Source organism: Streptomyces sp. G45 (genome assembly GCF_049542095.1).
GTDB lineage: Bacteria > Actinomycetota > Actinomycetes > Streptomycetales > Streptomycetaceae > Streptomyces.
In genome coordinates this window covers 4,587,235-4,611,489 of the sequence record NZ_JBMUZU010000001.1, presented here as the reverse complement: position 1 = coordinate 4,611,489, position 24,255 = coordinate 4,587,235, and the positions used below count along the sequence as shown (strand labels likewise).

Below are 24,255 nucleotides of genomic sequence, written 5' to 3'. Positions count from 1 at the left end.
ACGTGGTGCGGGCGGTGGCGGGTGGCGCCGGGGGATGCCGGGGGATGCCCGGGGCACCCGGCGGCTAGCGGTGTCGTCGCCTGCTGCCGTCGTTTTCCGTCGTCGTCCGCGCAGGGGGGCGCCGTGGCGCTCTGTCTTTGGGCTTGCCCAGCCGTGGAGCGAGGGGCCGTGGGCCGTGGCAGGTGTGGGCAAAGGGAGTGTGGGGGTGCAAACCAGGCTGTGGGTGGCCTGACCTTCTGCTCTCCGGGCGGGACGGGTGTGCGATTCGCGGAATGGAACCGGTTGATCGGTGGACGACCGAGGTGCCGCCGTGTGGGTGAGGGACGGTGACGATCGGATTGCGGTCCACGGGGACGGGGTTCCCCGGGTCACGCGGGGTCGTTGCACGAGTATGGGCAGTGTCGAAGAACGTGGTCGGGAACCCGTCGTCCACGCCGAGCTCCTCGGGGCCTACTGGCTGGAGGCGGCGGGAGACGCGCTGAGCGAGTGCCAGTGGTGCTGTCGCCAGCCGGATGCGCGTGCGCCGCGCACGGTCGGTGGCGTCGGGCTCCGGGGCCCGAGTCTGCGCGTCGTGATGGTCGGGGCCGCCGTGCTGACGTTCGTCGCGGCGCTGGTGTCGCTCGCTCGCGGCTGACTCCCGGGGGTGCCCCCTCCGGGCTGAGCTGCCGTCACCTGGGGCCGAGTCGGGGTGACTCGGCCCGGTGACCCGCGGGCGTACGGCGAACCGTGACGCCGTGTCGGAAGGCCGCTCGGCCGCCTACGGCGCCGTTGGCCGCAGGGCGCCGTCAGCGGATGCCGCAGCGGCGCTGTCCGTCACGCTCGGGCGCCGAACTTGCGGTTGAAGCGGCGTACGAGGATTCCGGCGCCGATGAGGAGACCGCTCGCGCCGATCAGGGCCAGGGAGTCGCCCGGACCGGTGTTCGGCAGGTGCGGCGGCTTCGACGGGCTCGGGCTCGACGGGCTCGACGGGGTCGAGGGGCTCGACGGAGTCGTCGGAGCCGTCGGTGTGGACGGAGTAGACGGCGTGGATGGCGTCGTCGTGGGCGTGGAGGGGCTCGGTGTCGACGGAGCTGTCGGTGTCGACGGGGTGGATGGGGTGGATGGGGTGGTGGGTGGCGTCGTCGGGGTTGAGGGCGACGGCGTCGGCGTCGGCGGCTTCGTGTCGGAGTTGGGCGGCGGTGTGGACGCAGCCGGGCTCGGCGGTGTGTCGTCGCCGTACCCCGGGGGCGGAGGCGTCTGGGGGGAGTCCTCTCCGTAGCCGGAGCTTCCGTGGTCCTCGTCTCCGTAGCCGGTGTCTCCGTAGCCGGTGTCTCCGGAGCTGGTGTCTCCGTAGCCGGTGTCTCCGTAGGCCGTGGTGCTCCCGTGGTCCCCGTCTCCGTACCCGGTGTCTCCGTACCCGGTGTCTCCGGAGCCGGAGTCCTCAGGGCCAGCGTCTCCGTAGTCGGCGTCCCCGTCGTCGCCGTCTCCGTAGCCGGGCGCTGGCTTCGGGGTGTCGCCTCCGTAGCCGGTCGCCGGTTTCTCGGGGGTTGGGGTGTCGCCGTACCCGGACGCGGGTTCCTCGTGGCTGCTGTCCCCTCGGGCGGTGGTGGCCGAGAGCGCTTCGGCCGCCTTACTGGTGCGGTCGGCGGTGCCCGTGTCGGCGGCGGCCTTGGCCAGGGCCTTGTCAGCGGCCGAGCGTGCCGACGCTGCCGCGTGGGCCGCCGTGGACTCCGAGGTCCGGTCGGCGTCGCCCGCCACGGCGGAGCCACAGGTCACGCCGACGACGCAGACGGTGCCCACGGCCAGGACCGTGGCCATGCCGGGCTTTCTCAGTACTCGCATGTGGTGTCCCTCCAAGCAGACAGATCACACAATCTGGTAAATCCGCATACAAACAGGGGACGAAAGCGCCACGGTGATGACTCGCTGGGCGCCGACACGCGGCGGTCGCCCTTCACTCGACCGGAAGAGGCCTCCCCGCACCCCTCGTGCGCGCGCCCGGCGCCGGACGCACGCGGGGCCAGCCGCGGCGGCGGCTGGCCCCGGGAGCCGATGACGGCGGAGACGTCAGTGGTTGCCCTTGCCGTTGCCCGCGAGGACGGAGATGTCGTCCAGGATGTGCGACAGCGGCTCGTCGCCCTTGGCCTGCGTCGAGTTCTCGACGCACTGCTGGTTCTGCGGGGACGACAGGATCGGGATGTCCTGGACGCTGATCGGCACGAGGCCGACCACGGAGCCCACGTTGCCCTTGACCGGCAGGCCGATGCAGGGCTTGTTGAACGAGCCCTGGATGAGCGCCATCTGCGGGCTCATGTTGCCGTACGTGGCGGAGTTGCCGTAGATCTGCGAGGCGCCGTTGCCGCTCTGGGTGTGGGTGCCGCCGTCGTTGCCGATGGCCATGGCCTGGGGGGCCGCGGCGGCCGCCAGGCCGGTGACGGAGGCAGCGACGGCCGCGGAGGCCAGAAGCTTCTTCATGGTGATGGATTCCCTTCGAAGAGGGCCCCGGTGGTACGGAGCCTCGTGTTGCTCGGCTGGGTGGTGGCGCGGCAGCCGCGCCCGATGGCGCGCCCGACGCCCCGGTCACTCGACGCCCTGGTCAGCCGATGCCCCGGTCAGCCGACGCCCCGGTCAGCCGAGGGCGACGAATGGACCCGCGCGAACGCGTTTCCGGATTCCGGTGGGCCAGTGCGGTACGAAAAGCTGTACGCAGGGGCCGCGCCGGTTTTGTCCGGCGAGTGATCAGGTACGTAAAGCAGCGAAGCCGTTCACCGCTTTTATGGAGTCACCGCTTTTATGGAGGGAAAATGGCCGACGCCAACGGGAAATGGAAACGACAGGGCGTCATTCCGGTGAGCCGGAGGCCGCCGGAGGGCCTCGCGGAGCCGATCTACGCCTCGCTCCTCACCCGGTGGAGCGCCCAGGGGAGGACGGTCCCCGGCCGACCGGACCAGGAGTGGAACAGCCTGGTGGCCGGGGACTGCTGGCCGCGCCACTGACGTCCGGGCCACCGCCCCGCAGCCGCGCCCCGCGCCGCGGGACGCCAGCGGGGCGTCCCGGACGGCGCAACGGGCCGCCGAGGAGAGCGCGGCGGCCCGCTGGGACCTCGGGGTGGTGTCAGTGGTTGCCCACGCCGTTGCCCGAGAGGGCGGAGATGTCGCTCAGGATGTGCGACAGCGGCTCGTCGCCCTTGGCCTGCGTGGAGTTCGTCGCGCACTGCTGGTTCTGCGGGGACGACAGGACCGGGATGTCCTGGACGGTGATCGGCACGACGCCGACCACGGAGCCGACGTTGACCTTGGCGGGCAGGCCCACGCACAGCTTGTTCAGCGAGTCGTCCATCAGCGACATCTGCGGGCTCTTGTCGCCAGCGGTGAGGGCGTTGCCGAACGCCTCCGTCGCGCCGTTTCCGCTGGCCGAGGTGGTGCCGGTGTCGTCACCGATGGCCAGGGCGGAGGGCGCCATCGCGGCGGACGCGCCGACCACGGAAGCCGACAGCGCCGCGGCGGTCATTACCTTCTTGAGCACGGGATTTCCCTTCTTGAAGTCAGCCCCGTTCAGCACCGTCCGGGACACCCTGAGCAACTGTGTGGGCGACAGGTGGTTGCTCGGGTTCACCCGATCGGTCTGCCCGGGACGATAATGCGATCAATCGTCCCTGGTTCCCTCGTCCCCTCGTTTGTTTCCTCGTTTATGCCGCCATTCATATCGTCGTTCTGTCGTCGTTCATGTCGCCGTTCTGTCGTCGTTCGCGTCATCGTTCGTGTCGCCGTTCAGCTCGCCGTTCTTCCGCATGGGTTTGTATGACGATTTCGCGGGTGCTTGGCCATGGGTTTCGCCATGCGTTGACCCGATGCGTTTGCCCGCGTGTTTGCCTGGGTGTTTGCCGGGTCGTTTGTCTGGGGCGTAGGGTGCGCGTCCCTGGCGTGCTTCTTCCGCGCCTCCGACTATCTGAATAGTCGTACGCAAGGTCCGTGCGGCGCTTCACTAGGGGCCGATGGGGTGAATGTGCGCAACCGCACACCGGATCGGTCTGTTGATCAGGCTGAAGCAAGCCGTGTCTCTGTCCAGAAAAGGAACAGGAAATGCTGAAGAAGTCAATGGCTGCGGCCGCGGTCGCCGCGTCCGTCGTCGGAATCTCTGCCGCCGCCGCGCCCGCCGCGCTGGCCATTGGTGACGACAACGGCACCACGTCGGCCAGCGGCAACCACGCCACGTCGGCGTTCGGCAACTCGGTCACCAAGGGCGACATGAGCCCGCAGCTCTCCGCCGTCCAGGGTTCGCTGAACAAGCCGTGCATCGGCCTGCCGGCCAAGCTCAACGTCGGCTCCGTGGTCGGCCTCGTGCCGATCACCGTCCAGGACATCAACGTGCTCTCGTCCCCGCAGAACCAGCAGTGCGTCGAGAACTCGACGCAGGCCAAGGGCGACGAGCCGCTGTCGCACATCCTGGACGACATCTCCGTCCTCGCGGGCAACGGCGCGCACAACGGCTGACCCGGCCGCGCACCGGGAACCGCCCGGGCTGTCCGCGGTCCTCGCCGGACGGCCCGGGCGTTTCCATGCCCGCTGCCGACCGCCCCTGCGGCCCGCCCATCTGCTTTTCCGCGCCATGTGCCAGGTGTTTCCGTGCGCCGCTTGTGGGTGCTCTGTTCCGCGTTTGGTTTCGTGGATTTCGGACATTCGCACTCGGCTCAGCGAGTGAACTTCCACAAATCTTCCATATTTCGGTTTCCTTTGGCTTCTGTCACTCGTTGACAGGACTCAGGTCGCGGTGCGGGAAGCGAAATTTGACCGCCCGGGTGCATACCCGCCGTTAAGGCGTGACCCGACAGAAGGGAAATGAAGAGATGCTCAAGAAGAGCGTGACCATCGCTGCCGGCGCGATGCTGGCCCTTGGCATGGCGGCCCCGGCGTTCGCCGACGCCGACGCGCAGGGCGGCGCCCACGGCTCCCCGGGTGTCCTCTCCGGCAATGTCATCCAGGTTCCCGTCCACGTTCCCGTCAACGTGTGCGGCAACAGCGTCAACCTCATCGCGCTGCTGAACCCGGCGTTCGGCAACACCTGCGTCAACGACTGACGCGACCGCTCAGCCACTCGGGCTGCGCCTCCGCTGGCCTTGGCACCCCTTGGGTGCCAGGGCCAGCTCCACCGCACAGAGGAAGATCACTAGATTGCGCCAGGCCTTCAGCAAGGGAGTGCTCTCCGCCGCCGCGGCGACGAGCATCCTGTCCCTGTCCGGCTCATCGGCCCTCGCTGCCGAAGCGAGCGGGCAGGCCCATGATTCCCCGGCCTCCTGTCGGGCAACAGCGTGCAGGCGCCGGTGGACGTGCCGGTGAACGCCTGTGGCAACACCGTGGACGCGGCGGCGGCCCTCAACCCGTCGTTCGGCAACCGCTGCGGAAACAAGGCCCCGGACCAGGGCGCCGCCGCGCGGTCCGACCAGACCGCCCCCGGCTACGGCGAAACGGACCGCGCCGAGCGCTCCGTCCCGAGCGCCACGCGGGCCACCCCGTCCGGGACCACGCCGCACGGCTCCTCGTCCCCGGGGCCGGGCGCGTCGGCACAGAGTGACGCCTCGGGCTCGCCCGGCGTGCTCTCGGGGAACAGCGTGCAGGCGCCCGTCGAGGTGCCGGTGAACGCGTGCGGCAACACCGTGGACGCGGCGGCCGCGCTCAACCCGGCGTTCGGCAACGAGTGCGCCAACGCCCCGGAGCCCGTGGCCGAGCCGCCGCGCCCGCCGCTCCCGCCGCGGGCTCAGCCGCCGAAGTCTCCGGAGCGGCCGTCGAAGCCGTCGGCTCCGCGCCCCGAGGAGCACGTCCCGGCGCCTCGGCCCGCGCAGCCGCCCACGCGGGGCACCGCGCACACCCCGCAGCAGGCGCCCGCCGAGGCCCGCCCGGTGGCACCGCGGCTCGCGGCGACCGGCGCGGACGCGGACCTCGCCGCCGCGGCGGCCGTCAGCGTGGGCCTGCTGGCCGGGGGCATGGTCCTCTACCGGCGCGGGCGGGCGGGAGCCGGTCGCTGACGATCTGAGCCGCGGCACGCGGCGCGCGACGCACGTGAAGCGTGGTGCGGAGGCCCTGGTCCGGGTCCTCCACACCACGCTTCGTTTCGTGTGCCCCCGCAGTTCTCGCGGTTCTCGCGGTCCTCGCTGATTCCGATGTTTCCGCTGTACTCCGTGTCCCCCGTTCTACGGGCTCTCCTGCGTACTGCGGGTTCTACGTGCTCTGCGGTGCTCTACGTGCTCTACGGAGTGACGAGGTGTCACCGGCCCACGGCACGGGCGTGCCGACGGCTGGCGGGCGGTGACGGGCCGTCCAGGAGGTGCCGCACCGGATCTGGTGCACCGGCAACTCTGCCAGGGGAACCGGTCGTTCCAGGAACGCCTTCACCCGTTCGCTCATGGCATCACCCCTAGGAGAGCGAGACCGCCGTCCTGCCGTTCTCACTCCCCCGTTCCTCCCGGGCCCCTCCTTCGGCCAAACGGTGCGTTCTGGCCGTACGGAGGATTAGGGCCTCGTTTGGCGCAAAAGGAATACATATGACTGAGCGTCGACAGCCGGAACGCCCGGAGGCGGAAACGAGGAACGGTCATGACCCTACGCAGTCGCCGCGCCACACGCGCGGCCTTGGTCACGGCAGTGATCGTCATGTCGGCGTTGCTCGCCTCCGGGCCGGGGTACACGACGGGGGTCGCTCGCGACCGTGACGTGCCGCCGCCGTCGGCATCCCCCTCGGCGCCGCCCCCGCCCGCGGTGCCCTCGGCCTCCGCTTCTCCGTCTCCCTCCCCGTCTCCGTCTCCGTCCGTCGCCCCGTCCGCGTCCCCCTCCCCGTCCGCGCCCGCCCCCACCCCGGATCCTCCGGAGAAGTGGCCCGCCTTCGGTGCGTACCTCGCCTACGACTCCGAAGGCGTCGAGCGCATCGACGAGCTGAGCGAGTGGCTCGGCGGGGCGCGTCTGACCGTCGGGCACACCTATCTGCCGGGGGACCGGTGGAGCAACATCGAGGGCGCGCCCGACTTCCTGGAGAGCTGGGCGAAGTGGCGCCGCGCCCAGGGCGACCGGCTCTTCGTGCTGAACGTGCCCATGCAGGAGCGCAACGAGGACGGCGTCGGCGACTACGTCGTGCGGTCGCTGCTGCGCAGGGGCGCGGCGGGCGAGTTCGACGAGCACTACCGGGTGCTCGCGCGGCGCCTGGTCGACCTCGGCGTTCCGGACACGGTGGTCGTCCTCGGCTGGGAGATGAACGGCACGACGTACACCCACCGCTGCGGTCCCGACCCGCAGTCGTGGAAGGCGTACTGGCGGCGCATCGTCACGGCGATGCGTTCGGTGCCGGGGCAGAAGTTCCGCTTCGACTTCACGCCGAGCCGCGGCCGGGACGCCGTCCCGTGGCCGGAGTGCTACCCCGGTGACGACGTCGTCGACGTCATCGGCATGGACTCGTACGACCAGCCGCGCGGCATGAGCTTCGACGAGCAGGTCTCCGAGCCGTACGGGCTGAAGTTCCACGTCGATTTCGCGAGGGCGCACAAGAAGCCCGTGTCGTATCCGGAGTGGGGCCTGTTCCGCAACGGTGACAACGCGGAGTACATGCGCCGCATGCTGGCCTGGATGGATGAGCACCAACCCCTCTACAACACGCTCACCGACTACTGCCCGCACGGCGTGTGGCAGTGCGAGGACAACCCCAGGTCCGCCGACGTCTACCGGTCCCTGCTGAAGGGCCGGGGCCAGGAGCAGGCGCCGAAGCCGACCGAGCCCGTGCGGCCGACCGAGCCGGTGAAGCCCACCGAGCCCGCGAAGCCCCCGGCGTGCTCGCCGCTCGACCTCGGGGACTGGGTCGAGTACTGGCTGGGCGGGAAGCTCTGCCTCCGCTTCGACTGGTGGCAGGGGGACGACACGGCGGACGCGGGCAAGGGGGCGGGCGGAGCGGCAGGCCGTTAGCCCGCCGCTCCGTAGAGCGGGGTTCTCGCTTGGCCCGCCGCTCCGTAGAACGGGGTTCTCGCCTGATCCGTCGCTCCGTAGAGCGGGTTGTGGACCCGGTGGCGCGTCACTGCTCCGGTGGCGCGTCGCCGCGGCGCGTGCGGCGGGCCTCCAGCAGCCGCTTGCCGACCCGGCGGGCCGCGTCCCCGGTGACGGCGGCGGCGAGCAGGGGGGCCGTCGGCGTCCGGGCGAGGAGATAGCGGCGGTTGACCACGGGGTCGGGGCGCCAGTGCTGCTTGTAGGGCTCGGTGCCGCGCAACAGGCTGAGCGTGCGCGGCCGTTCCCCGCGGTGTGCCGGGTGCAGGCGTCCAGGAGCATCGTGGCCACGTCCGCCTTGCGCTCGCGCAGCAGCGGGTGCGCCCCGTACAGGTAGCCGCCCGCGAGCTGCCCGGACAGCAGCGTCAGATCGGCCGCGAGGACCTCGCCGTCGAGCCGGAACTCGGTGACGACCGCCTCGCCCGCTGCGACCATCGGCTGCACCGAGCGGATCAAGTGCTCGCGGAAGCGCGGCCGCAGGTGCTCCGACGTCACCTTGCGGCCCTGCCACTGGAGTTGGTGCAGGCGCAGCAGGGTGCGCAGCGCCTCCGGGACGTCGGTGGCGGGTACGGTGCGGGGCTGCACGCCGAGCTTCGCGAGCTTGCGCAGCTTGGCCCGGGTGCGCTGGGCGCGGGGCGTGGGCAGGCGGGCGAGCAGCTCCTCCATGGGGAGCGCGGGCAGTTCGAGGCACGGGGAGTCGGTCAGGACGCGCCGGGGGCCGCGCCAGCGCTCGTACACGCGCTCCACGCACGCGCCCGGGCGCACCTCGCGGAAGTCGAGCAGGGCGCCGCCCGCGAGCGCCGCGAGGCCCCCCGTGAGGGCGGGCAGGGCGTCGTCCGCGGCGTCGTCGACGAGGACGTCGGTGAAGTCGGAGATGGCACCGCCCAGCGGGGTGAGGACGGGCAGCGGGCCGCGGGCCCGCATGAGGGGCGCCGCCGCGACCAGCTCTCCGGAGGCGCGGTCGCGCACGAGCAGCACCCGCAGCCGCCCCTGGGCGCCGTACGACTGCCACCAGGAGGAGAGCCAGGCGTGGCTCTGGAACGGGGTCGCCGCGCGGCACGAGCGGTACAGGCGCCCCCAGGGGGCGCTGAGGAGTGCGAACCGCTCCTGGTGTACGCAGAGTTCGACCGTGAACCGTCCGGACGCCGCCGGACGTCGGCGCCCCGTGGTCACCGCGTGTCCCCCACCAGCTCCTCGGCCCGGTCCGGCACCTGCCCGGTCGGCCCCCCAGCGGGTGCGGGCACCGTCCCCGTAGCGGCCCGTTCGGCGCGCCGGGGCCGCACGAGCAGCGCGAGGCCGCCGACGAGGCCGCCCGCGCAGGTGCCGACGAGCGTGCTGACGGACGCGGACACCGACGAGGGCGCCGTCGGCCGCAGGGCGCGTGAGAAGGGGAGCAGCTTGACCTGGGTGCTCTTCTTGGCGTGCTGGGCGCTGGTGGTCAGCGAGCGGGCCACGGCGTTGGCGGTGGCGGCGGCCTCGGCGGGGCGCGGCGACGACGCGGAGATCGCGATCATCGGGGCGTCGGGCGAGGTCGCCACCCGCACGCTGGAGCGCAGCCGCTCGGCGGACATGCCCGCCTCGACCTGGGCGTCGCCGAGGACGGCGAGCTGGGTCGCGACGCGCCCGTAAGCCTGGGCGAAGCCGAGGGCGGTCGCCGGGTCCGAGCGCTCCTGGGGGACGGCGATGACATAGCTCGTCGCCGTGTACTCGGGGGTGTGCAGCACCCCGTACCCGCCTCCTACGGCGGCGCCGAGCAGCGCGCAGGCCGGGAGCGGCCACCAGCGGGGCAGGCGCGCGAGCCGGGCACGCGCGCCGCCGGTCCGGTCCTGTGCGCGGGGGGATTCACTCATCAGGGTTCACCTCCGGGGTCGGGCCGCTGAGGGCCGACGCGTAGACGTTCATGAGCTGGGCGGCGCTGCGGGCGATGGCGTAGTGGCGGGCGACGGCGGGGGCCGTGCGGGGCGGGAGGCCGTCGGCGCGCAGGGCGTGCAGGGCGCCCGCGAAGGCATCCGGTTCGCCGACGCACGGCACGGCGGGGCCGCGCTCGCCGGGGGGCCGGGCGTCGATGGCGGGGCAGTCGGCGTAGAGCACGGGCAGACCGGCGGCCAGGCCCTCGACGAGGGCGAGCCCGAAGGCCTCTTCGGGGGAGGGCGAGGCGAGGGTGTCCATGGCGGACAGGAGGGAGGGCAGGTCGATGGGACCGCCGAGGGGACCGGGGCGCGTGGCTGTGCCGACGCCGCCCGCGGGGGCGACCGCGCCTCCGGGACCGCCGGGGCCGCCAGTGCCACCAATGCCTCCGGGGCCGCCAGTGTCTCCGGGGTCAGCAGTGCCTCCGGGGCCAGCAGCGCCTCCGAGGCCGCCAGTGTCTCCGGGACCGCCAGCGCCGCCGAGGCTTCCAGTGCCGCCGGGGTCAGCAGGGCTTCCGCACGCCGTGCCGCCCCGCTCACGGCCCGCCGCGTCCCCTGACGCCCGGCCCGCCGCGTCCCCCGACACCCGGCCCGCCCCGTCCCCCGCTCGTGGCTCGCCTCCCCCACGAACCGCACCCGGTCCCCGATGTGCAGCCGCCGCGCCAGCTCGCGCAGCGCCGCCTCCTCGGGCCCGGTGCCCACGAGGACGGCGACGACGTCCTGGGGGAGCTGGGCGACGGCGCGCAGCAGCACGTCGAAGCGCTTGCCGGGCACGAGCCGCCCCACGCCCCCGACGGCGAACGCCCCGTCGGGCAGGTGGAGGAGACGCCGCGTCCGCTCGCGCGCCACGGGGTCGAAGCGGAACCGGTCGGCGTCGATGCCGTTCGGCACGACCCGGATGCGCTGCCGGGGCACGCCCCACCGGTGCAGCCGCGTGGCCACGGCGGGGGAGACGGCGACGGTGACGCGGCCCAGGCGCTCGCCCGCGAGGTACAGGGCGCGCACCGGGGCGGTCAGCGGCCGCCCCTCCATCTGCGAGGCGCCAAGGGAGTGCTCGGTGGCCACGACCGCGCGGACCCCGGCGACGCGGGCGGCGATCCTGCCGTACAGACAGGCCCGGTACAGATGGGTGTGCACGACGTCGTAGCGCCCGGCGCGGATCAGCCTGGTCAGGCGGGGCAGCGCGGACAGGTCGCGGTTGCCGGACATGCCGAGGTGGTGGACGCGGACGCCGTCGGCGGTGAGCTGCCGGGCCACGGCTCCGGGGTTGGTGAGGGTGACGACGTCGCAGGCGGCGGGCAGGTGGCGCAGCAGCAGCCGCAGTTGCTGCTCGGCGCCGCCCGTGCCGAGCCCGGTGATGACGTGCAGGGCTCTCACTGGGGCACCGCCGTCGACGGCAGGGACCGGCCGCGCCGCCGGTTCAGGCGCTCCTTGAGCCACAGGCGCGGCGGGGTGTCCCGCTGCCCGATGTGGACGCGTGGCAGCGCGAGGTCACTGGAGAGCGGCCCCGGGGCGATGGCGCAGGCGTACCGGTACCCGGCGTCGCGCACGGCCGCGACGACCCGCGCGTCCACGTACCCGTAGGGGTAGCAGAAGCCCTCCACGGCGGCGCCGGTCAGCTCGGTCAGGGCTCTTCGGCTGCCGTGCACCTCGCGGGTGAGTGTCTCGTCGTCGGCGTGGACCAGGTCGACGTGGGTGAGGCTGTGCGAGGCCACCTCCATGCCGTGTGCGGCGGCGTGCCGGATGCCGTCGCCGTCCAGGAGCGGTTTGCGGGGGCCGAGCGGGTCCCAGGCGTTGACGCCGCCCAGGCGGCCGGGCAGGACGAACAGGGTGGCCGTGCAGTCGTGCTGGCGCAGCAGCGGCAGCGCGTGGTCGACGAAGTCGCGGTAGCCGTCGTCGAAGGTGAGGCCCACGAGCCCGGTCGCCCGCCCGGCGGCGCGGGCCCGCAGCAGCTCGCTCATGGACACCCCGCGCAGGCCGCGGCGGCGCAGCCGGGCGAGCTGCGCGTCGAGCCGGTCGGGCGTGACGGTGATCTGGTACGGGTCGTCGGCGCACTCGGCGTACGGGGCCACCGAGTGGTACATCGCGATCCACGCGGGGGCGGCGGAGCGGGAGCAGGCGGCGGTCGGGCGGCTGGTGTCAACGGACATGGCGGTGCGTCAGCTTTCGTGTGGCGGGGCGGGGGCCGACTCCCGTGCGACGGGGGTCGGCTCGCGGGTCGCGGAACCCGACGCGCACGCCCCCGGGGCTTCCCCTGGGGCTCGCGTGCCGGGGTCCCGGTCTCGGGGGGAGGGCGCTGGGGCTGGGGTCGGGGCTGGGGGGCGCACGCCGACACCTGGGTGCCGGTCGACGGCATCCGAGTGCCGGACGCCGGGGTCCTGCTGCCGTGCGCCGGAGTTCGGGGCGCGCACGCCGGACACCAGCGCGCCCACCGACGCGAACGCCATGACCAGGGGAGCCGCCCGCAGGGCCCAGCCGAGGGCGGCGAAGGCGGCGAGCACGGTGGGCCCGCACAGCGCGAGCGCGAGCGCCGGAGAGGACACCGCGCCTGCGCACGCCGCGCCCGCCAGGGCCGCCCCGGCGGCGGCCAGGACGAGGCGGCTCAGCTCGACGACGATGCGGCGGGTGCGCAGGGGCACCGTCCGCGGGCCCATGCCGCGCAGCAGCAGGACGGCGGTGACGCTGATGCCGGTGGCGTTGGCGGCGGCGATGCCGTGCACGCCCCACGTGCCGACGGTCAGGAAGCCGATCCCGGCGGTGGCGACGATGCCGATGCCCATGGCGGCGACCGGCGACCAGGTGACCCGGCCCGCGGAGAAGTACGACCGGGCGAGGGCGCCCACCAGGGTGTGGCCGAGGAGCCCGAGGGAGTACACCCGCATCACGGACGCCGTGGCGGCCGTGTCCGCGGGCGTGAACGCGCCGCGTTCGAAGAGCAGCCGGATCAGCGGGTACGCGCCCGCGATCACCCCGGCGGCGCCGAGGAGCACCACGCACCCCGCGAGCACCACGTCCCGCTCGACACGCTCCCGCGCCCGCTCGGTCTGCCCCTCCGCGAGCGCCCGCGCCACCACGGGGAAGGTGACCGTGCACAGCATCAGGGACAGCGCCATCGGCATCTGCGCGACCTTCTGCGCGTAGTTCAGGTGCGAGATCGCCCCGGCGGGCAGCCCGGAGGCCAGGAACCGCTCGATGAGCACCTGCGACTGCCGCAGCAGCGCGAACAGCAGCACGGTCGCGATGACCGCCGTCCCCAGGCGCGCCGCGCCCTCGTCCGGCGCGGGCCGCCCCGCGTCGGGCCGCCCGCGCAACTGCCGCCACAGCGACGGCACCTGCGCCACCACCATGAACGCGCCCCCCAGCGCGACCCCGGCCGCCGCCGCCCGCACCCCCCACCGCCCGGCGAGCAGCACGAGGGTGGTGATGATGACGGCGTTGTAGACCACGTAGATGGTGGCCGGGGCGGTGAAGCGCTGGTGGGCGCGGAGGGCGGCGCTGCAGTACCCGGCGAGGCCGAACGACAGCGCGCAGGTCGCGGTGAGCCGGGTGCAGTCGACGGCCGCCCCCGGGTCGGGCAGGCCGGGGGCGAGCACGGCCACCACCCAGGGCGCGGCCAGCACCAGGGCGCCCGTGGCGGCGGCGAAGCACAGGGTCATCCGGGGCAGCGAGGCGGCGACGAGGGCGCGTACCGGGTCGCGGTCGCCGCCGCGCCCCCGGTGCGCGAGGGCGAGGCTGAACGCCGGTACGAGGAAGAAGGCGAGGCCGTCCTCGATGAGCAGCGTCGCCGCCATCTCCGGCAGCGTCCACGCCACCAGGAAGGCGTCGGTGTCCGTCCCGGCCCCGAAGAAGTGCGCGAGCGCCTGGTCGCGGGCGAGCCCGAGCAGGGAGCCCGCGACGGACAGCAGGGCGGTCACCAGGGCGGCCTTGGCGAGGAAGCCGTTGCTGGGGAAGCCGCGCCCCGGGGAGCCCTCCGCGGGCGGCGCCTTCGGAGGTGCGGGGGCGCCGACCGGTCCCCTGCCCGTGGTGTCGGGGGCCGCGGTCATGTCTGGGCCGCCTCCCAGGGGCGCACGCCGTCCCTCCGTGGACCGTGGCTCGGCACGTCACTGCGTGGACCGCCGCCCGGCACGTCACTCCGTGGACCCCTGCTCGGCACGTCACTGCGTGGACCGCCGTCCCGCACGTCACTCCGTACGCGACCAGTTGGTACGTCACTCCGTAGCGGACCGGTCCGTACGCGCCGGTGCACGTGGTCCCCGACCGCCCACCACCCGGCCGCCCCGAGCATCACCGCTGTCAGGACCGTGGACGGCCCGCCGATGTCGGCGTACAGGAAGTCCACCACCTGCCAGACGAGCAGCCCGCAGGCGATCAGGGCGCAGTCCAGGGACCGGTGGCGCAGGCGCGCCCACCGGCGCACGGCGCACGTGAGGAGCCCCGCCCAGCAGCCCACGAGCGCGCACAGCCCGAGCAGGCCCTGCTCGCTGAGGACCAGCAGGTACATGTTGTGCGGGGACAGCAGCGGCTGGCGGCGGAAGCCCTGGCCCGCGCCCGCGATGTCGCTCCCGGAGGACAGGGCGACGGAGGCACGGCTGTCGCGGTACTCGGGGAAGCCCTTCAGGCCGACGCCGGTCACGGGCCGCTCCTGCCACATGGCGACGGCGGCGGCCCACATCGTGTACCGGTCGGTGACTGACTGGTCGGGCGCGTCCGTGACCTGGGTGATGCTGTCGAGCCGTTCCTGGAGGGCGCCCGAGCCCACGCCGAACCCGCCCACCAGGACGACGGCGGCCGCCGCCGCGGCCGCCAGGACGGCAAGGGCGCGGCGCACCCCGGCGAGGGCGAGGACGGTGCCGCAGGCGGCCGCCGTCGCGATCCACGCGCCCCGGCTGAACGACAGCGCGAGCGGCACCAGGAGCGCGCCCGCGCACACGCACGCCGCGATCCGCTGCCGGGGCGCCCCCGCCCGGAAGGCGAGCCCGAGCGCGCAGATGACGCCGTACGACACGACGGTGGCCATCCCCATGACGTCCGTCGGCCCGAAGGTGCCCACGGCCCGGATGTCTTCACCCATGTACGAGGCGCCCGTCCCGGTGAGGTACTGGTGCGCGCCGATGCCGCCCTGCCACAGGGCGAGCCCCACGAACGCCCAGGCCACCAGGCGCAGGTCGCGGGTGTCCCGCAGCAGGGCGAGCACCGCGAGCGGTACGAGGACGAAGACCTGGAGGTAGCGGGCGGCACCGGCGAGCGCGGCACCGCCGGTGGGCGCGGCGCACGCGGCCACGGTCACGCCGAGCACCGGGAGGCCGAACAGCAGCGCGGCGGTGCGCGTCAGGGGGCGCCGGGCGGTGCGCACGGCGGCGGCGACGCAGTACGCCACGAGCAGCCCGGACGCGGCGTCGGCGGCCGTCACCTGGGGGGCGCCCTCCTCCCCGGGGAGACGGGCAGGGCGAGCAGCGCCAGCAGGGCGACCACGGGCAGCACCGGGGCGGCACGGCGCAGGGCGTCCAGGGGGGCGTCCAGGGGGTGCGGGGCGCGGTCGGCGAGGGACACGGCGGTCAGCTCCCCGAGTGCCGTACGAGACAGCCGACGGTGCGCGCGAGGATGCACAGGTCCTGCCAGAACGACCAGCCGTCGATGTACGCGTTGTCGAAGCGGCACCGGTCCTCGATGGAGGTGTCGCCGCGCAGGCCGTGGATCTGGGCGAGCCCGGTGATGCCGGTCGGCATGCGGTGCCGCCGCGCGTAGTCGGGGTACTGCTGGCTGAACTGCGCCACGAAGTACGGGCGTTCGGGGCGCGGCCCGACGAGGCTCATGTCGCCCCGGAGCACGTTCCACAGCTGCGGCAGCTCGTCCAGGGAGGTGCGCCGCAGGAACCGGCAGTAGGCGCTCATCCGGTCCTCGTCGGCCACGCTCCAACGGGTGGCCGCCTCCTTCGGGTCGGCGGGCCGGTGGGTGCGGAACTTCAGCAGCGTGAACCGGCGGCCGTCCATGCCGACGCGCTCCTGGCGGAACACGATCCCGGGCCCCTCCTTGGCGCGCAGCAGGGCGGCGCACACCAGCAGCACCGGCGCGGCCATCAGCAGCAGTACGGCGGAGACGGCGACGTCCAGGGCCCGCTTGCGTAGACTCCGGCCGCCGCGCGCGGTGGTGGTGAGCGGGCGGCACAGGAACCCGGCGACGTGCCGGGCGTGCCCGGCGGCCCCCGTGGCGCTGACGGCACCCAGGGCGCCCGTGGTGCCGGTGGACCCGGTGGTGCCGCTGGTCCCGGGGACCAGCTCCCAGAGGTCGCAGCCGAGCGCGTGCAGGGCGGGCAGCCAGCGTTCGCGCCCGTCCGCCGGACCGCTCGCGATCAGGACGGTGCGTACGTCGTTCTGGACGGCGGCGCGGTGCAACGCGTCCGCGCTGGAGAGCACCGGCAGTCCGGGCGCGGCGTCCTGACCCCCTGTCGGCTCGGCCGCGCACACCACGCCGACCGGGCGCAGGCCGCACCGGGGGTGGCGCAGCAGCCCCGCGGCGACCGCTCGGGCCTGCGCGGCGCCGCCGAGCACCAGCACGGGGCGCGGCTCCCGCGCGAGGAGCGCACGGCGGCGCCAGTACACCAGGGCCCGCCCCCCGGCGCTCACCAAGCAGTGCCCGGCGCACGCGACCAGCAACGCGCCGGGGGCGAGCGGCATCACCGGCGCGGGGGAACCGGCACCGGTGATGCCGCTCTCTCCGGAGGCCCCTCTCAGGGCCTCTCCGAAGAAGCCCGACACGGCCGTCGCGGACGTCAGCGCCAGGCACCACGCGAGCGCCACCCGCCCGCACAGCGCGGGCAGTTCCTCCAGCACCCCGGGCAGCCGAGCGGGCCGGTACAGGCCCCCGTGCGCGTTGAGCGCGACGGCGGCCACGGCGAGCAGCACCGCGAACGGCGCCAGCACGAGCGGCGCCACACCCGGCGGCACCGGGGAACGCCCCGCGACGTCCGCCCCGTACACCGCGTACAGCCCGTATACCCCGTACACCAGCGCCCCGGCGCCCGCCGCGACGCCGTCGGCCGCCAGCAGCAGCGCCGCGGAACTCCGGCGGTACGGCCGCCGGGAGCCCGGTCGGACACGCGGTCCCCGCGCGCCCCGCGGCGCCACGACGACGGCCGCGGTGGCGTCCTGCTGCCCCTGTCTCGCCTCCGCCGACGCGGTGGCGGTTCGTTCCGCACTCACGGGTTGCTGCACTCCCTGTGCTCGGTGGCTGCCGCGTACGGATACGCCGTGCTCTCCGGGGACGCGGCTGCCGGGAACGTGCTCTCCGGGAACACGCTCTCCGGGGACGCGCTCCCCGAAGGCGCGGCCAGAAGCTCGCGGTAGACCTCCGCGACCGCCGCCGCGGTGTGCCGCACGTCGTGGTGGGCGCGCACATGGGTGTGCGCCCGCCCGCCGAGCCGGTCGCGCAGCTCGGGGTCCCGCAGCAGTGCGACAAGGGCGCGGGTCAGGGCCCCGGGGTCCTCCGGCGGCACCAGGGCGTGCGGGACCAGGGCGGGCGGCAGGCTCTCCCGGGCGCCGTCGACCTCGGTGACCACGACGGGGCGCGCGCACGCCATGGCCTCCAGCGGGGCCAGCGCCATGCCCTCCCAGCGCGACGGCAGCACGACCACGTCGGCGGCCCGGTACCAGGGCACCGCGTCCGCTGCCGCCCCGGCGAACAGCACGGACGGGTCGGCCGCGGCCCGCAGCGCGGCGGCGTCGGGACCGTCCCCGACCAGGGCGAGCCGGGCGTCGGGCAGCGCCGCCGTCACGGCGGGCCAGGCCCGCAGCAGCACGTCCTGCCCCTTCTGGCGGCACAGCCGCCCCACGCACACCACCAGGGGCGTGGCCGGGTCGCGCACGGAGTCGGGCAGGGGCAGCGCCGCGCGGGCGTCCGAGGCGGGGGCGGGCCGGTAGCGGTCCAGGTCGACGCCGTTGGGCACGACACGCGACGCGCCCCCGACGCCCGCCCGCAGGCCGGTGCGCCGCTCCGCCTCGCTCACGCACACCAGCCGCGCCGTCCAGCGCGCCCCGTACCGCTCCCAGGTCCGCGCCAGCGCCGCCGTCACTCCGCCGACGGCCTCGAACGACCAGGCGTGCGGCTGGAAGACGGTGGGCAGGCGCCCGCGCACGGCGAGCCGCGCGGCCAGGCCCGCCTTCGCGCTGTGGGCGTGCACGAGGTCGGGCCGTACGGCGTCGACGACCCGGGCGATGGCGCGTACTTCGGAGCGCAGCCGCGGCCCCGGGGACCGGGTCGCCGCCCACGGGTGCACGTGCGCCCGCGGCACCGGGAACCCGTCGGCCGCCCCTGTGGGGCAGGCGACGTGCACATCGATGCCAGCGGCGGCCTGGGCGGCGACGAGGTCCCGCACCACGCGCGCCACGCCGCCGTCCACGGGCTGGCTGACGTGCAGGACACGCGGGCGCGGGATGGGCGAGACCAGTTGCATTGCGCGATTCCCCTAGGTCTGGGCGCGGTGACGGGTGCGCTGGACTGCGCTACCGCCGCACGTCGACGGCGGCGAGGACGGCCCCGGCCCGTGGCCCGGCGGTCCGCCGCGCCCCGGGACGGGCCACCGCCGTCCGGGACAGCGCGCGACGGCAGGTGATCGTGGTGTCGGCGGCGCGTACGACCCCGCCGTGCCGCACGGCGTGATACCTCTTGGCGAACGCGATCCGGGGCTGCTCCCGCCGCTCGGCCACGCCCGGCGGAGCGGCCACCGCGGGCGCGTGCGCGGTCATGGACGCGGCGCACGACGGGTGGACGGCGAGGACGCGACGCAGGCCCGTGGAGTGGCGCATGAGGCGGTGGCCTTCCGGAGGGTGCGGGACTCGGTGGTCAGGAACTCGGGGCGGGGGAGCCCTGAGGGCTCGGGGGATCTCTGAGGACTCTTGGGCCTCGGGCGGCGGTGACCTCGGATGACGATCTGGGGTGGCGGTCTGGGCGGCGGTCTGGAGTGGCGGTCTCCTGACGGCGATCTCCTGGCGGTGATCTCCGGAGGAGATTCCTGGCGGACGACACAACTGGCGGACGACACAACACGCGAGCGGCAACCAACTGCGCGAACATGCACGAATATGGCTGAACTTCCCTCAAGGGGAAGCGCAACTGTAGCGGGCGCCGAGAGCCTTCCCGGCTACCCCGATGCGTGTGTCGAATATGTGAAGCCCGGGGTCAACCACCCCCTGTGTGGGGGGTGCTGAGGCGTGATTGAGCAGGTCCGGGCCTCGGCCGCGACAACAGCGGAACGTGCTCCTCACTGGAATGGCCCTAGGGGATCCATCACCCGTCCGGGGCACAACCGACGGTCAGCCTTGCCCGTTGATCCTCGCGCCGGGCATCCCGTTCGGCACAAGCGTCATATGACCAAGGAGCAACTCTCCATGTCGCGTACCACCAAGGCTCTCGCCATCTCCGCCGTCGCCGCGGCCGCCGTGGCCGGCGGTGCCGGTGTCGCCGCCGCCGACAGCGGCGCGCAGGGGCGGCCACCAACTCCCCCGGTGTCGTCTCGGGCAACGTCATCCAGGTGCCGGTGCACGTTCCGGTGAACGTGTGCGGCAACACGATCGACGTCATCGGCCTGCTGAACCCGGCGTTCGGCAACACCTGCGTCAACGACTGACCCGACGCGTCCGCCGCGACGGCCGCCCCGCGCTCCGCGGGGCGGCCGTCGCCGTGCCGGGGTCGGCGGACTCGCCCCGCACCCCGCCGCCCCCCTACCCGAATGGCGGGCTCCGCAATGCCCCCCTCGCACCCCGCACTTCCGCTCCCGACCTGCGTAAACGTAGGTGCCGCGGAATGCGTCCGACAGCGGAACGTATTCGCTCGGTTGCGGAGTGCGTTCGCCCCTTTCAGGGTGATCACAAGATCTGACGGATCACCTGAAGGGAACACCCATGCGTGCTCTGCCCGCACGGCGGATAGCCACCACAGCACTCTGCGCCACGCTCCTCATCGGCACGGCAGGACCGGCCATGGCCCTGGAGTCGCAGGCCCGCCCCCAGGCGGCCGCCGCCAAGGAGGCCCCCGTCCCCGGGGCGGACGCGCTGCTCGGCCAGGTGAAGGCCCTCGGCGACCTCGGCGGCGTCCTCACGCCGGTCACCGACCTGCTGAACGCGGCCCTGGCGGCCGACAACGGCCAGCTGCCCCCGCCGACGCGGCGAAGCTCGCCGACGCGGTGAAGGCCGCGATCGCCAAGGTCACCGCGGGCGCCCCGGTCGCCCCGCCCGCCGCGCTGCCCGCCGTGCCGCAGGTCCCCCAGGTCCCGGCGGTTCCGCAGGTACCGGCCGTGCCGCAGGTACCGGCCGTGCCCGCCGCCCCGCAGGCCGGGCCGCAGGCCGTCAAGGCCGCCCCGCTCGACGTCAAGGACGACGCCCTCAAGGCGCTCCAGAGCGCCGTCGACACCCTGGTCAAGGCCGTCACCAGCGGCGACCCGACGCAGGTCGTCCCGGCCGCCACCGGTGTCCTCACCGGCCTGGTCAACGTGGTCGTCGCCACGGTGCTCGGCGGCGGCCTGCCCGCCCCGACCCTGCCGGGCCTGCCGCCCCTGCCCAAGCTCCCGACGGACGGCCTGCCGGTGCCGGTGCCGAAGCCGCCGCTGCCGCTCCCCGTCGAGGAGTAGGCACCCCCGTACGACGGCGGGTAGCGAACCCCCGTACCCTCCGTACCCCCCGTCCCCCGTACTCCCGTACGAATCCGCCGCACCGGCGCACGACCGGCGCGGCGGATTCGTCGCGTCCGGCGCGCGCCCAGCAGGCTCGGCACGCCCCGGAAATCCGCCGGGCTCGCCGGAATACCGTCGCGCCCTCCGTGTCCGTCGACCCGGTCCGGGAATTCTCCAGTTGATATGAGAATGCGGCGCGGCCAGCTTCGGCGCCGGTTCGGGGTGGGTTCGGGTTCAGGTTCAGGTTCGGGGAAGTTTGTGTTCCAGGGGGTTTCCGCGTCGAGTTCCGCTCGTTACTCCGGTGGGATACCTGAGTTGCCTGAGAAAGGAACACGATGAAGCCTCTGAAGGCTGCCGCCGTCCTCGCCGGGTCGATGGCCATCGCCGGTGCCGCCGCGCCCGCTTTCGCCCAGGAGCCGGTGCCCACCAGCCTCAACGGCGGCGTGGACGCGATTCTCCGCCAGCCCCTCGCCGCCCAGCCGCTCAGCACCAACATGCTCGACACGGAGAACGAGAACTCCGTCGTCAACGCGGTCAAGCAGGCCACGGACGCGCTGAACGCGAATGGCGGACCCACGCAGCTCCTCGGCGGGCTTCCGCTCGCCAAGTAGTTCTCCCTTTCCCGCCGCCGCGCGCTCCGCTCGGCGGGCCGAAGGGAAACCCGGAACGGCCGGGCGTGTATTTCCGCTACTTTCGTGGGCGCGCCCCTAGGCTGCGATGAAACCCAAGGATTAACCCAAGGGAAGGTTTGATGATGAACACTGCAAAGAAGGCCGCTCTCGCTTTCGCCGCCGCCGGTCTCGCCGCGGGTGCCGCGTCCGGCACCGCCGCCGCCGACAGCAGCGCCCAGGGCGGGGCCGCGAACTCCCCCGGCGTCGGCTCGGGCAACGTCGGCCAGATCCCGGTGCACATCCCGGTGAACGTGTGCGGCAACACCGCCAACCTCGTCGGCGTCCTGAACCCGGCGTTCGGCAACACCTGCGTCAACGACTGACGGCGCGCCACCGCGCGAGGCCGGTCCGCGAAGGTTCCCGCGGACCGGCCTTTCGCTCGTACGGGGGATGCGTGCGGGCGTCCGATCCGGTCACCCCATCGGGTGCGGCAGGAGCGGCGGCTCGCCCAGTCAGGTGACACGGGCCGAAATCCGGCTCCCCCGAGGCCTACGGTTCCGCCCATGACCTCAACACCGAGCGAGCAGCGCCCCTTCAAGGCGTCCGACATGGGCACCCTCGGAGTGATCGCCTGGAGCGGCGAACACCCCGAGGAGGAAAAGGACATGGCCTTCCTGATGGCCTACTCCCTCGGGGACACCGAGGGCGGCCCCGAGGCCACGGCGGACGCCGTCGGCGCGCTGCTGCACAACGCGGGCCTGCCGGTCGGCGGTCCCGTCCTCGACGGCTCGCGGAACCCGAGCCTGCCGGTGAGCCTGCTCGTCGAGGCCGGGCAGGCGGTCGTCAACATGCCGCACGTCAACGCCCAGTGCGTCGTGCCGCCGGAGTGGCTCGCGGCCGTGCACGACCGGGGGCACGCGTACTTCATGATGACCACGCGCGCCTGGCCGGACGCGGCGCCGGGCACGCCCGTGTCGGAGGAGAGCCTGCGCGCCTTCGCGGGTTCCGAGGAGACCCTGACGAACGCCGTGCACTGCGTCCTCCCGGTGCAGCGGCTGCGCGGCTGATGCCGGGCCCGACCGCACCCGCCGGTGCCGCCGAGGCACCGCCCCGTACCGTCCCGGCGCAGTCGAGCCGGGACGCCGCCAGGACCGCCGCCGGCCGCGTGACCCCTTCGCGCGCAGCCGGCGGCAGTCGCGCGCTCGCCCTGCTCCTGGTGGTCACGGGTGCGGCGGGGCTGCTCGCGTCGTGGGTGATCACGCTCGACAAGTTCGAGCTGCTGAAGGACCCGAACTTCCAGCCGGGGTGCAGCATCAACCCGGTCGTGGCGTGCGGCAGCATCATGAAGAGCGACCAGGCCGAGGCGTTCGGGTTCCCCAACCCGATGCTGGGGCTCGCGGCGTACGCCGTGGTCATCGGCGTCGGCATGAGCCTGCTGGCCGGGGCCCGCTTCCCGCGCTGGTACTGGCTGACGCTGAACGCGGGCACGCTGTTCGGGGTCGGCTTCTGCACGTGGCTGCAGTTCCAGTCCCTGTACCGGATCAACGCGCTGTGCCTGTGGTGCTGCCTGGCCTGGGCCGCGACCATCCTGATGTTCTGGTACGTCACGTCCGCCAATGTGCGCAACGGATTCCTGCCCGCGCCGAGTTGGCTCAGGACGTATCTCGGCGAATTCACCTGGACCCTTCCCGTGGTGCACGTCGGCGCGATCGGAATGCTCATCCTGACCCGCTGGTGGGAATTCTGGACGGCCTGACCCAGCGGCCTGGACCGGATTCCCGAACCAGCGGCCTGGACCGGATTCCCGAACCAGCGGCCGGAAACCAGCGGCCCGAACCGGTGTGATCCGATGACGATCCGCTGAGGTCACCATTGGGATGCTCGGGCGAATTTCGTGCCGGATCCCCGCTGGTGCGGAATCGCGGCTCGTTGAGCCGGTGCGAACCGTGTGGTCGCCGTGACCGAAAGGAACCGAGCCCATGAAGCACACCACCCGAGGGGCCGTCGCCGCCGCCCTCGCCTGCACCGCGGCCGCCTGCGCGGCGTCGACGGCGTCCGCGGCGTCCGTGGCGGACCAGCCCAGCGTGCCCGTGCCCCTCGACGGCGTGGAGAGGTCCCTCGGCCTCCAGGCGCCCCGCATCAGCAGCACCCTGCCGATGCCGATGCCCGGTGACGGCTTCGAGGGGCCGCGGTACGTCGAGGGCAAGCTGCTGCCGGAGCGGGCCGTGCCGCGCGTCCCGCTCAGCCACACGCTGCCCGACGTGAGCGCCGCCGTGCCGCTGTCCGACCTGGTGGGCGAGAACAGCCTGGACACCGTCGGCGTCGTAGCGAAGGGCTCGGACGTCCACACCGCGACGCCTGGCGCCACCCTGGAGGCGCCGCTGGCCGAGCCCAGCGGCCCCGCGCCGCTGCCGCCGCTCACGATGCCTGCGGCGGGCCTCGACTCGCCGCTGCTGACCGCGCACCCGGCGGCCGCCCTGGGCCTCACCTGACACCCCGGCCGCCCGCGGGGCCCCGCGCGACGCGCCACGCACCGGAAGCCGGAAGCCGGAAGCCGGAAGAGGGAGCACATGACAGCAGCGAACCGCACGCCGCTGACGCACCGGGTGCGGCGGCGCCACCTCCTGGGGACCGCGGCGGTGGCCACGCTCGCCGCCGCCGGGGTCCTGCGGGTGGCGCCCACCTGGGCACGGGCCGCGCGCCAGGAGGACGGCCGCGAGGGCGCGTTCGACGAGATGTACCGGGGGCGGCGCATCCAGGGCGACCCGGTCGTCGGCGACGACGGCCGGGCCACCGGCGACTGGCGGGTCACCGTCGACGGCAGGCGCCTCGGCCTGATGCGCCGCGCGGACGGCAGCTACCTCAGCATGGTCGACCACTACGGGTCGTACGGAACACCGCTCGCGGCGACCCGCGGGGCCGTCGACGAACTCGGCGCGACCGAGGCCCTGCGCGGCCACACGCACTGACCGCCCACAGGCCCCGGGGCCCCGGGGGCCGCAGGGATCGGACCGGAAGCACGCGGACCGGACGGACGCGGACCGGACGGACGCGGACCGGACGGACGCGGACCGGAC

Annotated in this window: 24 protein-coding genes and 4 pseudogenes; 15 read left to right on the top strand and 13 right to left on the bottom strand. The window is 73.9% G+C overall.

Going from position 1 to position 24,255, the window contains the following annotated elements:
- The first annotated feature begins 391 nt into the window (after positions 1-391).
- Positions 392-634, top strand: a complete 243-nt coding sequence (locus ACOBQU_RS19185) for a hypothetical protein (RefSeq protein ID WP_423628573.1) — start codon at positions 392-394, stop codon at positions 632-634.
- 179 nt (positions 635-813) lie between these two features.
- On the opposite strand, the gene ACOBQU_RS19180 is transcribed toward ACOBQU_RS19185, so the two are convergent.
- Positions 814-1,821 (bottom strand): LPXTG cell wall anchor domain-containing protein, encoded by a 1,008-nt coding sequence (locus ACOBQU_RS19180; RefSeq protein ID WP_423628572.1) that lies wholly within the window; start codon positions 1,819-1,821, stop codon positions 814-816.
- Positions 1,822-2,046: 225 nt separating this feature from the next.
- Positions 2,047-2,454: a rodlin gene (locus ACOBQU_RS19175; protein WP_423628571.1), complete on the bottom strand. Its 408-nt coding sequence runs from the start codon at positions 2,452-2,454 to the stop codon at positions 2,047-2,049.
- Positions 2,455-2,783: 329 nt separating this feature from the next.
- Here ACOBQU_RS19175 and ACOBQU_RS19170 point away from each other — a divergent pair, with 329 nt between their 5' ends.
- A complete protein-coding gene (locus tag ACOBQU_RS19170) occupies positions 2,784-2,975 on the top strand; it encodes a hypothetical protein (protein ID WP_423628570.1) in 192 nt (63 codons plus the stop codon).
- Positions 2,976-3,093: 118 nt separating this feature from the next.
- On the opposite strand, the gene ACOBQU_RS19165 is transcribed toward ACOBQU_RS19170, so the two are convergent.
- Positions 3,094-3,504, bottom strand: coding sequence for a rodlin (locus ACOBQU_RS19165; protein ID WP_423628569.1), 411 nt, complete (start codon positions 3,502-3,504; stop codon positions 3,094-3,096).
- Positions 3,505-4,061: 557 nt separating this feature from the next.
- Between ACOBQU_RS19165 and ACOBQU_RS19160 the strand changes: the two genes are divergently transcribed.
- From ACOBQU_RS19160 to ACOBQU_RS19145, 4 genes are all read left to right on the top strand, one after another.
- Complete coding sequence (locus tag ACOBQU_RS19160; RefSeq protein ID WP_423628568.1) at positions 4,062-4,472, top strand: rodlin; 411 nt, start codon at positions 4,062-4,064, stop codon at positions 4,470-4,472.
- A 353-nt stretch (positions 4,473-4,825) separates the two neighbouring features.
- Positions 4,826-5,056, top strand: a complete 231-nt coding sequence (locus ACOBQU_RS19155) for a chaplin (protein ID WP_423628567.1) — start codon at positions 4,826-4,828, stop codon at positions 5,054-5,056.
- A 231-nt stretch (positions 5,057-5,287) separates the two neighbouring features.
- Entirely contained in the window at positions 5,288-6,001 is a 714-nt protein-coding gene (locus ACOBQU_RS19150; protein ID WP_423628566.1) for a chaplin family protein, read from the top strand.
- Positions 6,002-6,569: 568 nt separating this feature from the next.
- Positions 6,570-7,922: a glycoside hydrolase family 26 protein gene (locus ACOBQU_RS19145; RefSeq protein WP_423628565.1), complete on the top strand. Its 1,353-nt coding sequence runs from the start codon at positions 6,570-6,572 to the stop codon at positions 7,920-7,922.
- A gap of 106 nt (positions 7,923-8,028) precedes the next feature.
- Here the strand turns inward: ACOBQU_RS19145 and ACOBQU_RS19140 are convergent.
- From ACOBQU_RS19140 to ACOBQU_RS19095, 10 genes and pseudogenes are all read right to left on the bottom strand, one after another.
- Positions 8,029-9,170, bottom strand: a pseudogene (locus ACOBQU_RS19140) (GNAT family N-acetyltransferase).
- Positions 9,167-9,847: a lipopolysaccharide biosynthesis protein gene (locus ACOBQU_RS19135; protein WP_423628564.1), complete on the bottom strand. Its 681-nt coding sequence runs from the start codon at positions 9,845-9,847 to the stop codon at positions 9,167-9,169. Before ACOBQU_RS19135 ends, ACOBQU_RS19140 begins: the two are co-directional and overlap by 4 nt.
- Positions 9,840-10,166 carry a glycosyltransferase gene (locus ACOBQU_RS19130; RefSeq protein ID WP_423628563.1) on the bottom strand — a complete coding sequence of 109 codons (327 nt, stop codon included), beginning with the start codon at positions 10,164-10,166 and terminating at the stop codon, positions 9,840-9,842. Before ACOBQU_RS19130 ends, ACOBQU_RS19135 begins: the two co-directional genes overlap by 8 nt.
- A 356-nt stretch (positions 10,167-10,522) precedes the next feature.
- Positions 10,523-11,281: pseudogene (locus tag ACOBQU_RS19125) on the bottom strand (glycosyltransferase); the annotation flags it as partial.
- Positions 11,278-12,054, bottom strand: coding sequence for a polysaccharide deacetylase family protein (locus ACOBQU_RS19120; protein WP_423628562.1), 777 nt, complete (start codon positions 12,052-12,054; stop codon positions 11,278-11,280). The gene ACOBQU_RS19120 and the pseudogene ACOBQU_RS19125, both read right to left, overlap by 4 nt.
- Positions 12,055-12,063: 9 nt before the next feature.
- Entirely contained in the window at positions 12,064-13,947 is a 1,884-nt protein-coding gene (murJ, locus tag ACOBQU_RS19115; protein ID WP_423628561.1) for a murein biosynthesis integral membrane protein MurJ, read from the bottom strand.
- Positions 13,948-14,159: 212 nt separating this feature from the next.
- Positions 14,160-15,403: pseudogene (locus ACOBQU_RS19110) on the bottom strand (O-antigen ligase family protein); the annotation flags it as partial.
- 56 nt (positions 15,404-15,459) lie between these two features.
- Complete coding sequence (locus ACOBQU_RS19105; protein ID WP_423628560.1) at positions 15,460-17,103, bottom strand: sugar transferase; 1,644 nt, start codon at positions 17,101-17,103, stop codon at positions 15,460-15,462.
- A complete protein-coding gene (locus ACOBQU_RS19100; RefSeq protein ID WP_423628559.1) occupies positions 17,100-18,353 on the bottom strand; it encodes a glycosyltransferase in 1,254 nt (417 codons plus the stop codon). The genes ACOBQU_RS19105 and ACOBQU_RS19100 overlap by 4 nt, the downstream gene beginning before the upstream one ends.
- 49 nt (positions 18,354-18,402) lie before the next feature.
- On the bottom strand, positions 18,403-18,705 hold the full coding sequence (locus ACOBQU_RS19095) for a hypothetical protein (RefSeq protein WP_423628558.1): 303 nt from the start codon (positions 18,703-18,705) through the stop codon (positions 18,403-18,405).
- A gap of 582 nt (positions 18,706-19,287) precedes the next feature.
- Between ACOBQU_RS19095 and ACOBQU_RS19090 the strand changes: the two are divergent.
- The 9 genes and pseudogenes from ACOBQU_RS19090 to ACOBQU_RS19050 all read left to right on the top strand — a co-directional run bounded on the left by ACOBQU_RS19090 (position 19,288) and on the right by ACOBQU_RS19050 (position 24,147).
- Positions 19,288-19,526: pseudogene (locus ACOBQU_RS19090) on the top strand (chaplin).
- 274 nt (positions 19,527-19,800) lie between these two features.
- Positions 19,801-20,085 (top strand): hypothetical protein, encoded by a 285-nt coding sequence (locus tag ACOBQU_RS19085; protein WP_423628557.1) that lies wholly within the window; start codon positions 19,801-19,803, stop codon positions 20,083-20,085.
- Complete coding sequence (locus ACOBQU_RS19080; RefSeq protein ID WP_423628556.1) at positions 20,082-20,525, top strand: hypothetical protein; 444 nt, start codon at positions 20,082-20,084, stop codon at positions 20,523-20,525. Before ACOBQU_RS19085 ends, ACOBQU_RS19080 begins: the two co-directional genes overlap by 4 nt.
- A gap of 377 nt (positions 20,526-20,902) precedes the next feature.
- Entirely contained in the window at positions 20,903-21,178 is a 276-nt protein-coding gene (locus ACOBQU_RS19075) for a hypothetical protein (protein ID WP_423628555.1), read from the top strand.
- Between the two features lie 143 nt (positions 21,179-21,321).
- Complete coding sequence (locus ACOBQU_RS19070) at positions 21,322-21,561, top strand: chaplin (protein WP_423634585.1); 240 nt, start codon at positions 21,322-21,324, stop codon at positions 21,559-21,561.
- Positions 21,562-21,741: 180 nt separating this feature from the next.
- Positions 21,742-22,245: a DUF5949 family protein gene (locus tag ACOBQU_RS19065; RefSeq protein WP_423628554.1), complete on the top strand. Its 504-nt coding sequence runs from the start codon at positions 21,742-21,744 to the stop codon at positions 22,243-22,245.
- On the top strand, positions 22,245-22,934 hold the full coding sequence (locus tag ACOBQU_RS19060; protein WP_423628553.1) for a vitamin K epoxide reductase family protein: 690 nt from the start codon (positions 22,245-22,247) through the stop codon (positions 22,932-22,934). Before ACOBQU_RS19065 ends, ACOBQU_RS19060 begins: the two co-directional genes overlap by 1 nt.
- Positions 22,935-23,157: 223 nt before the next feature.
- Positions 23,158-23,670 (top strand): hypothetical protein, encoded by a 513-nt coding sequence (locus tag ACOBQU_RS19055; protein WP_423628552.1) that lies wholly within the window; start codon positions 23,158-23,160, stop codon positions 23,668-23,670.
- A 78-nt stretch (positions 23,671-23,748) separates the two neighbouring features.
- On the top strand, positions 23,749-24,147 hold the full coding sequence (locus tag ACOBQU_RS19050; protein WP_423628551.1) for a tyrosinase family oxidase copper chaperone: 399 nt from the start codon (positions 23,749-23,751) through the stop codon (positions 24,145-24,147).
- The last annotated feature ends 108 nt before the right edge of the window (positions 24,148-24,255 follow it).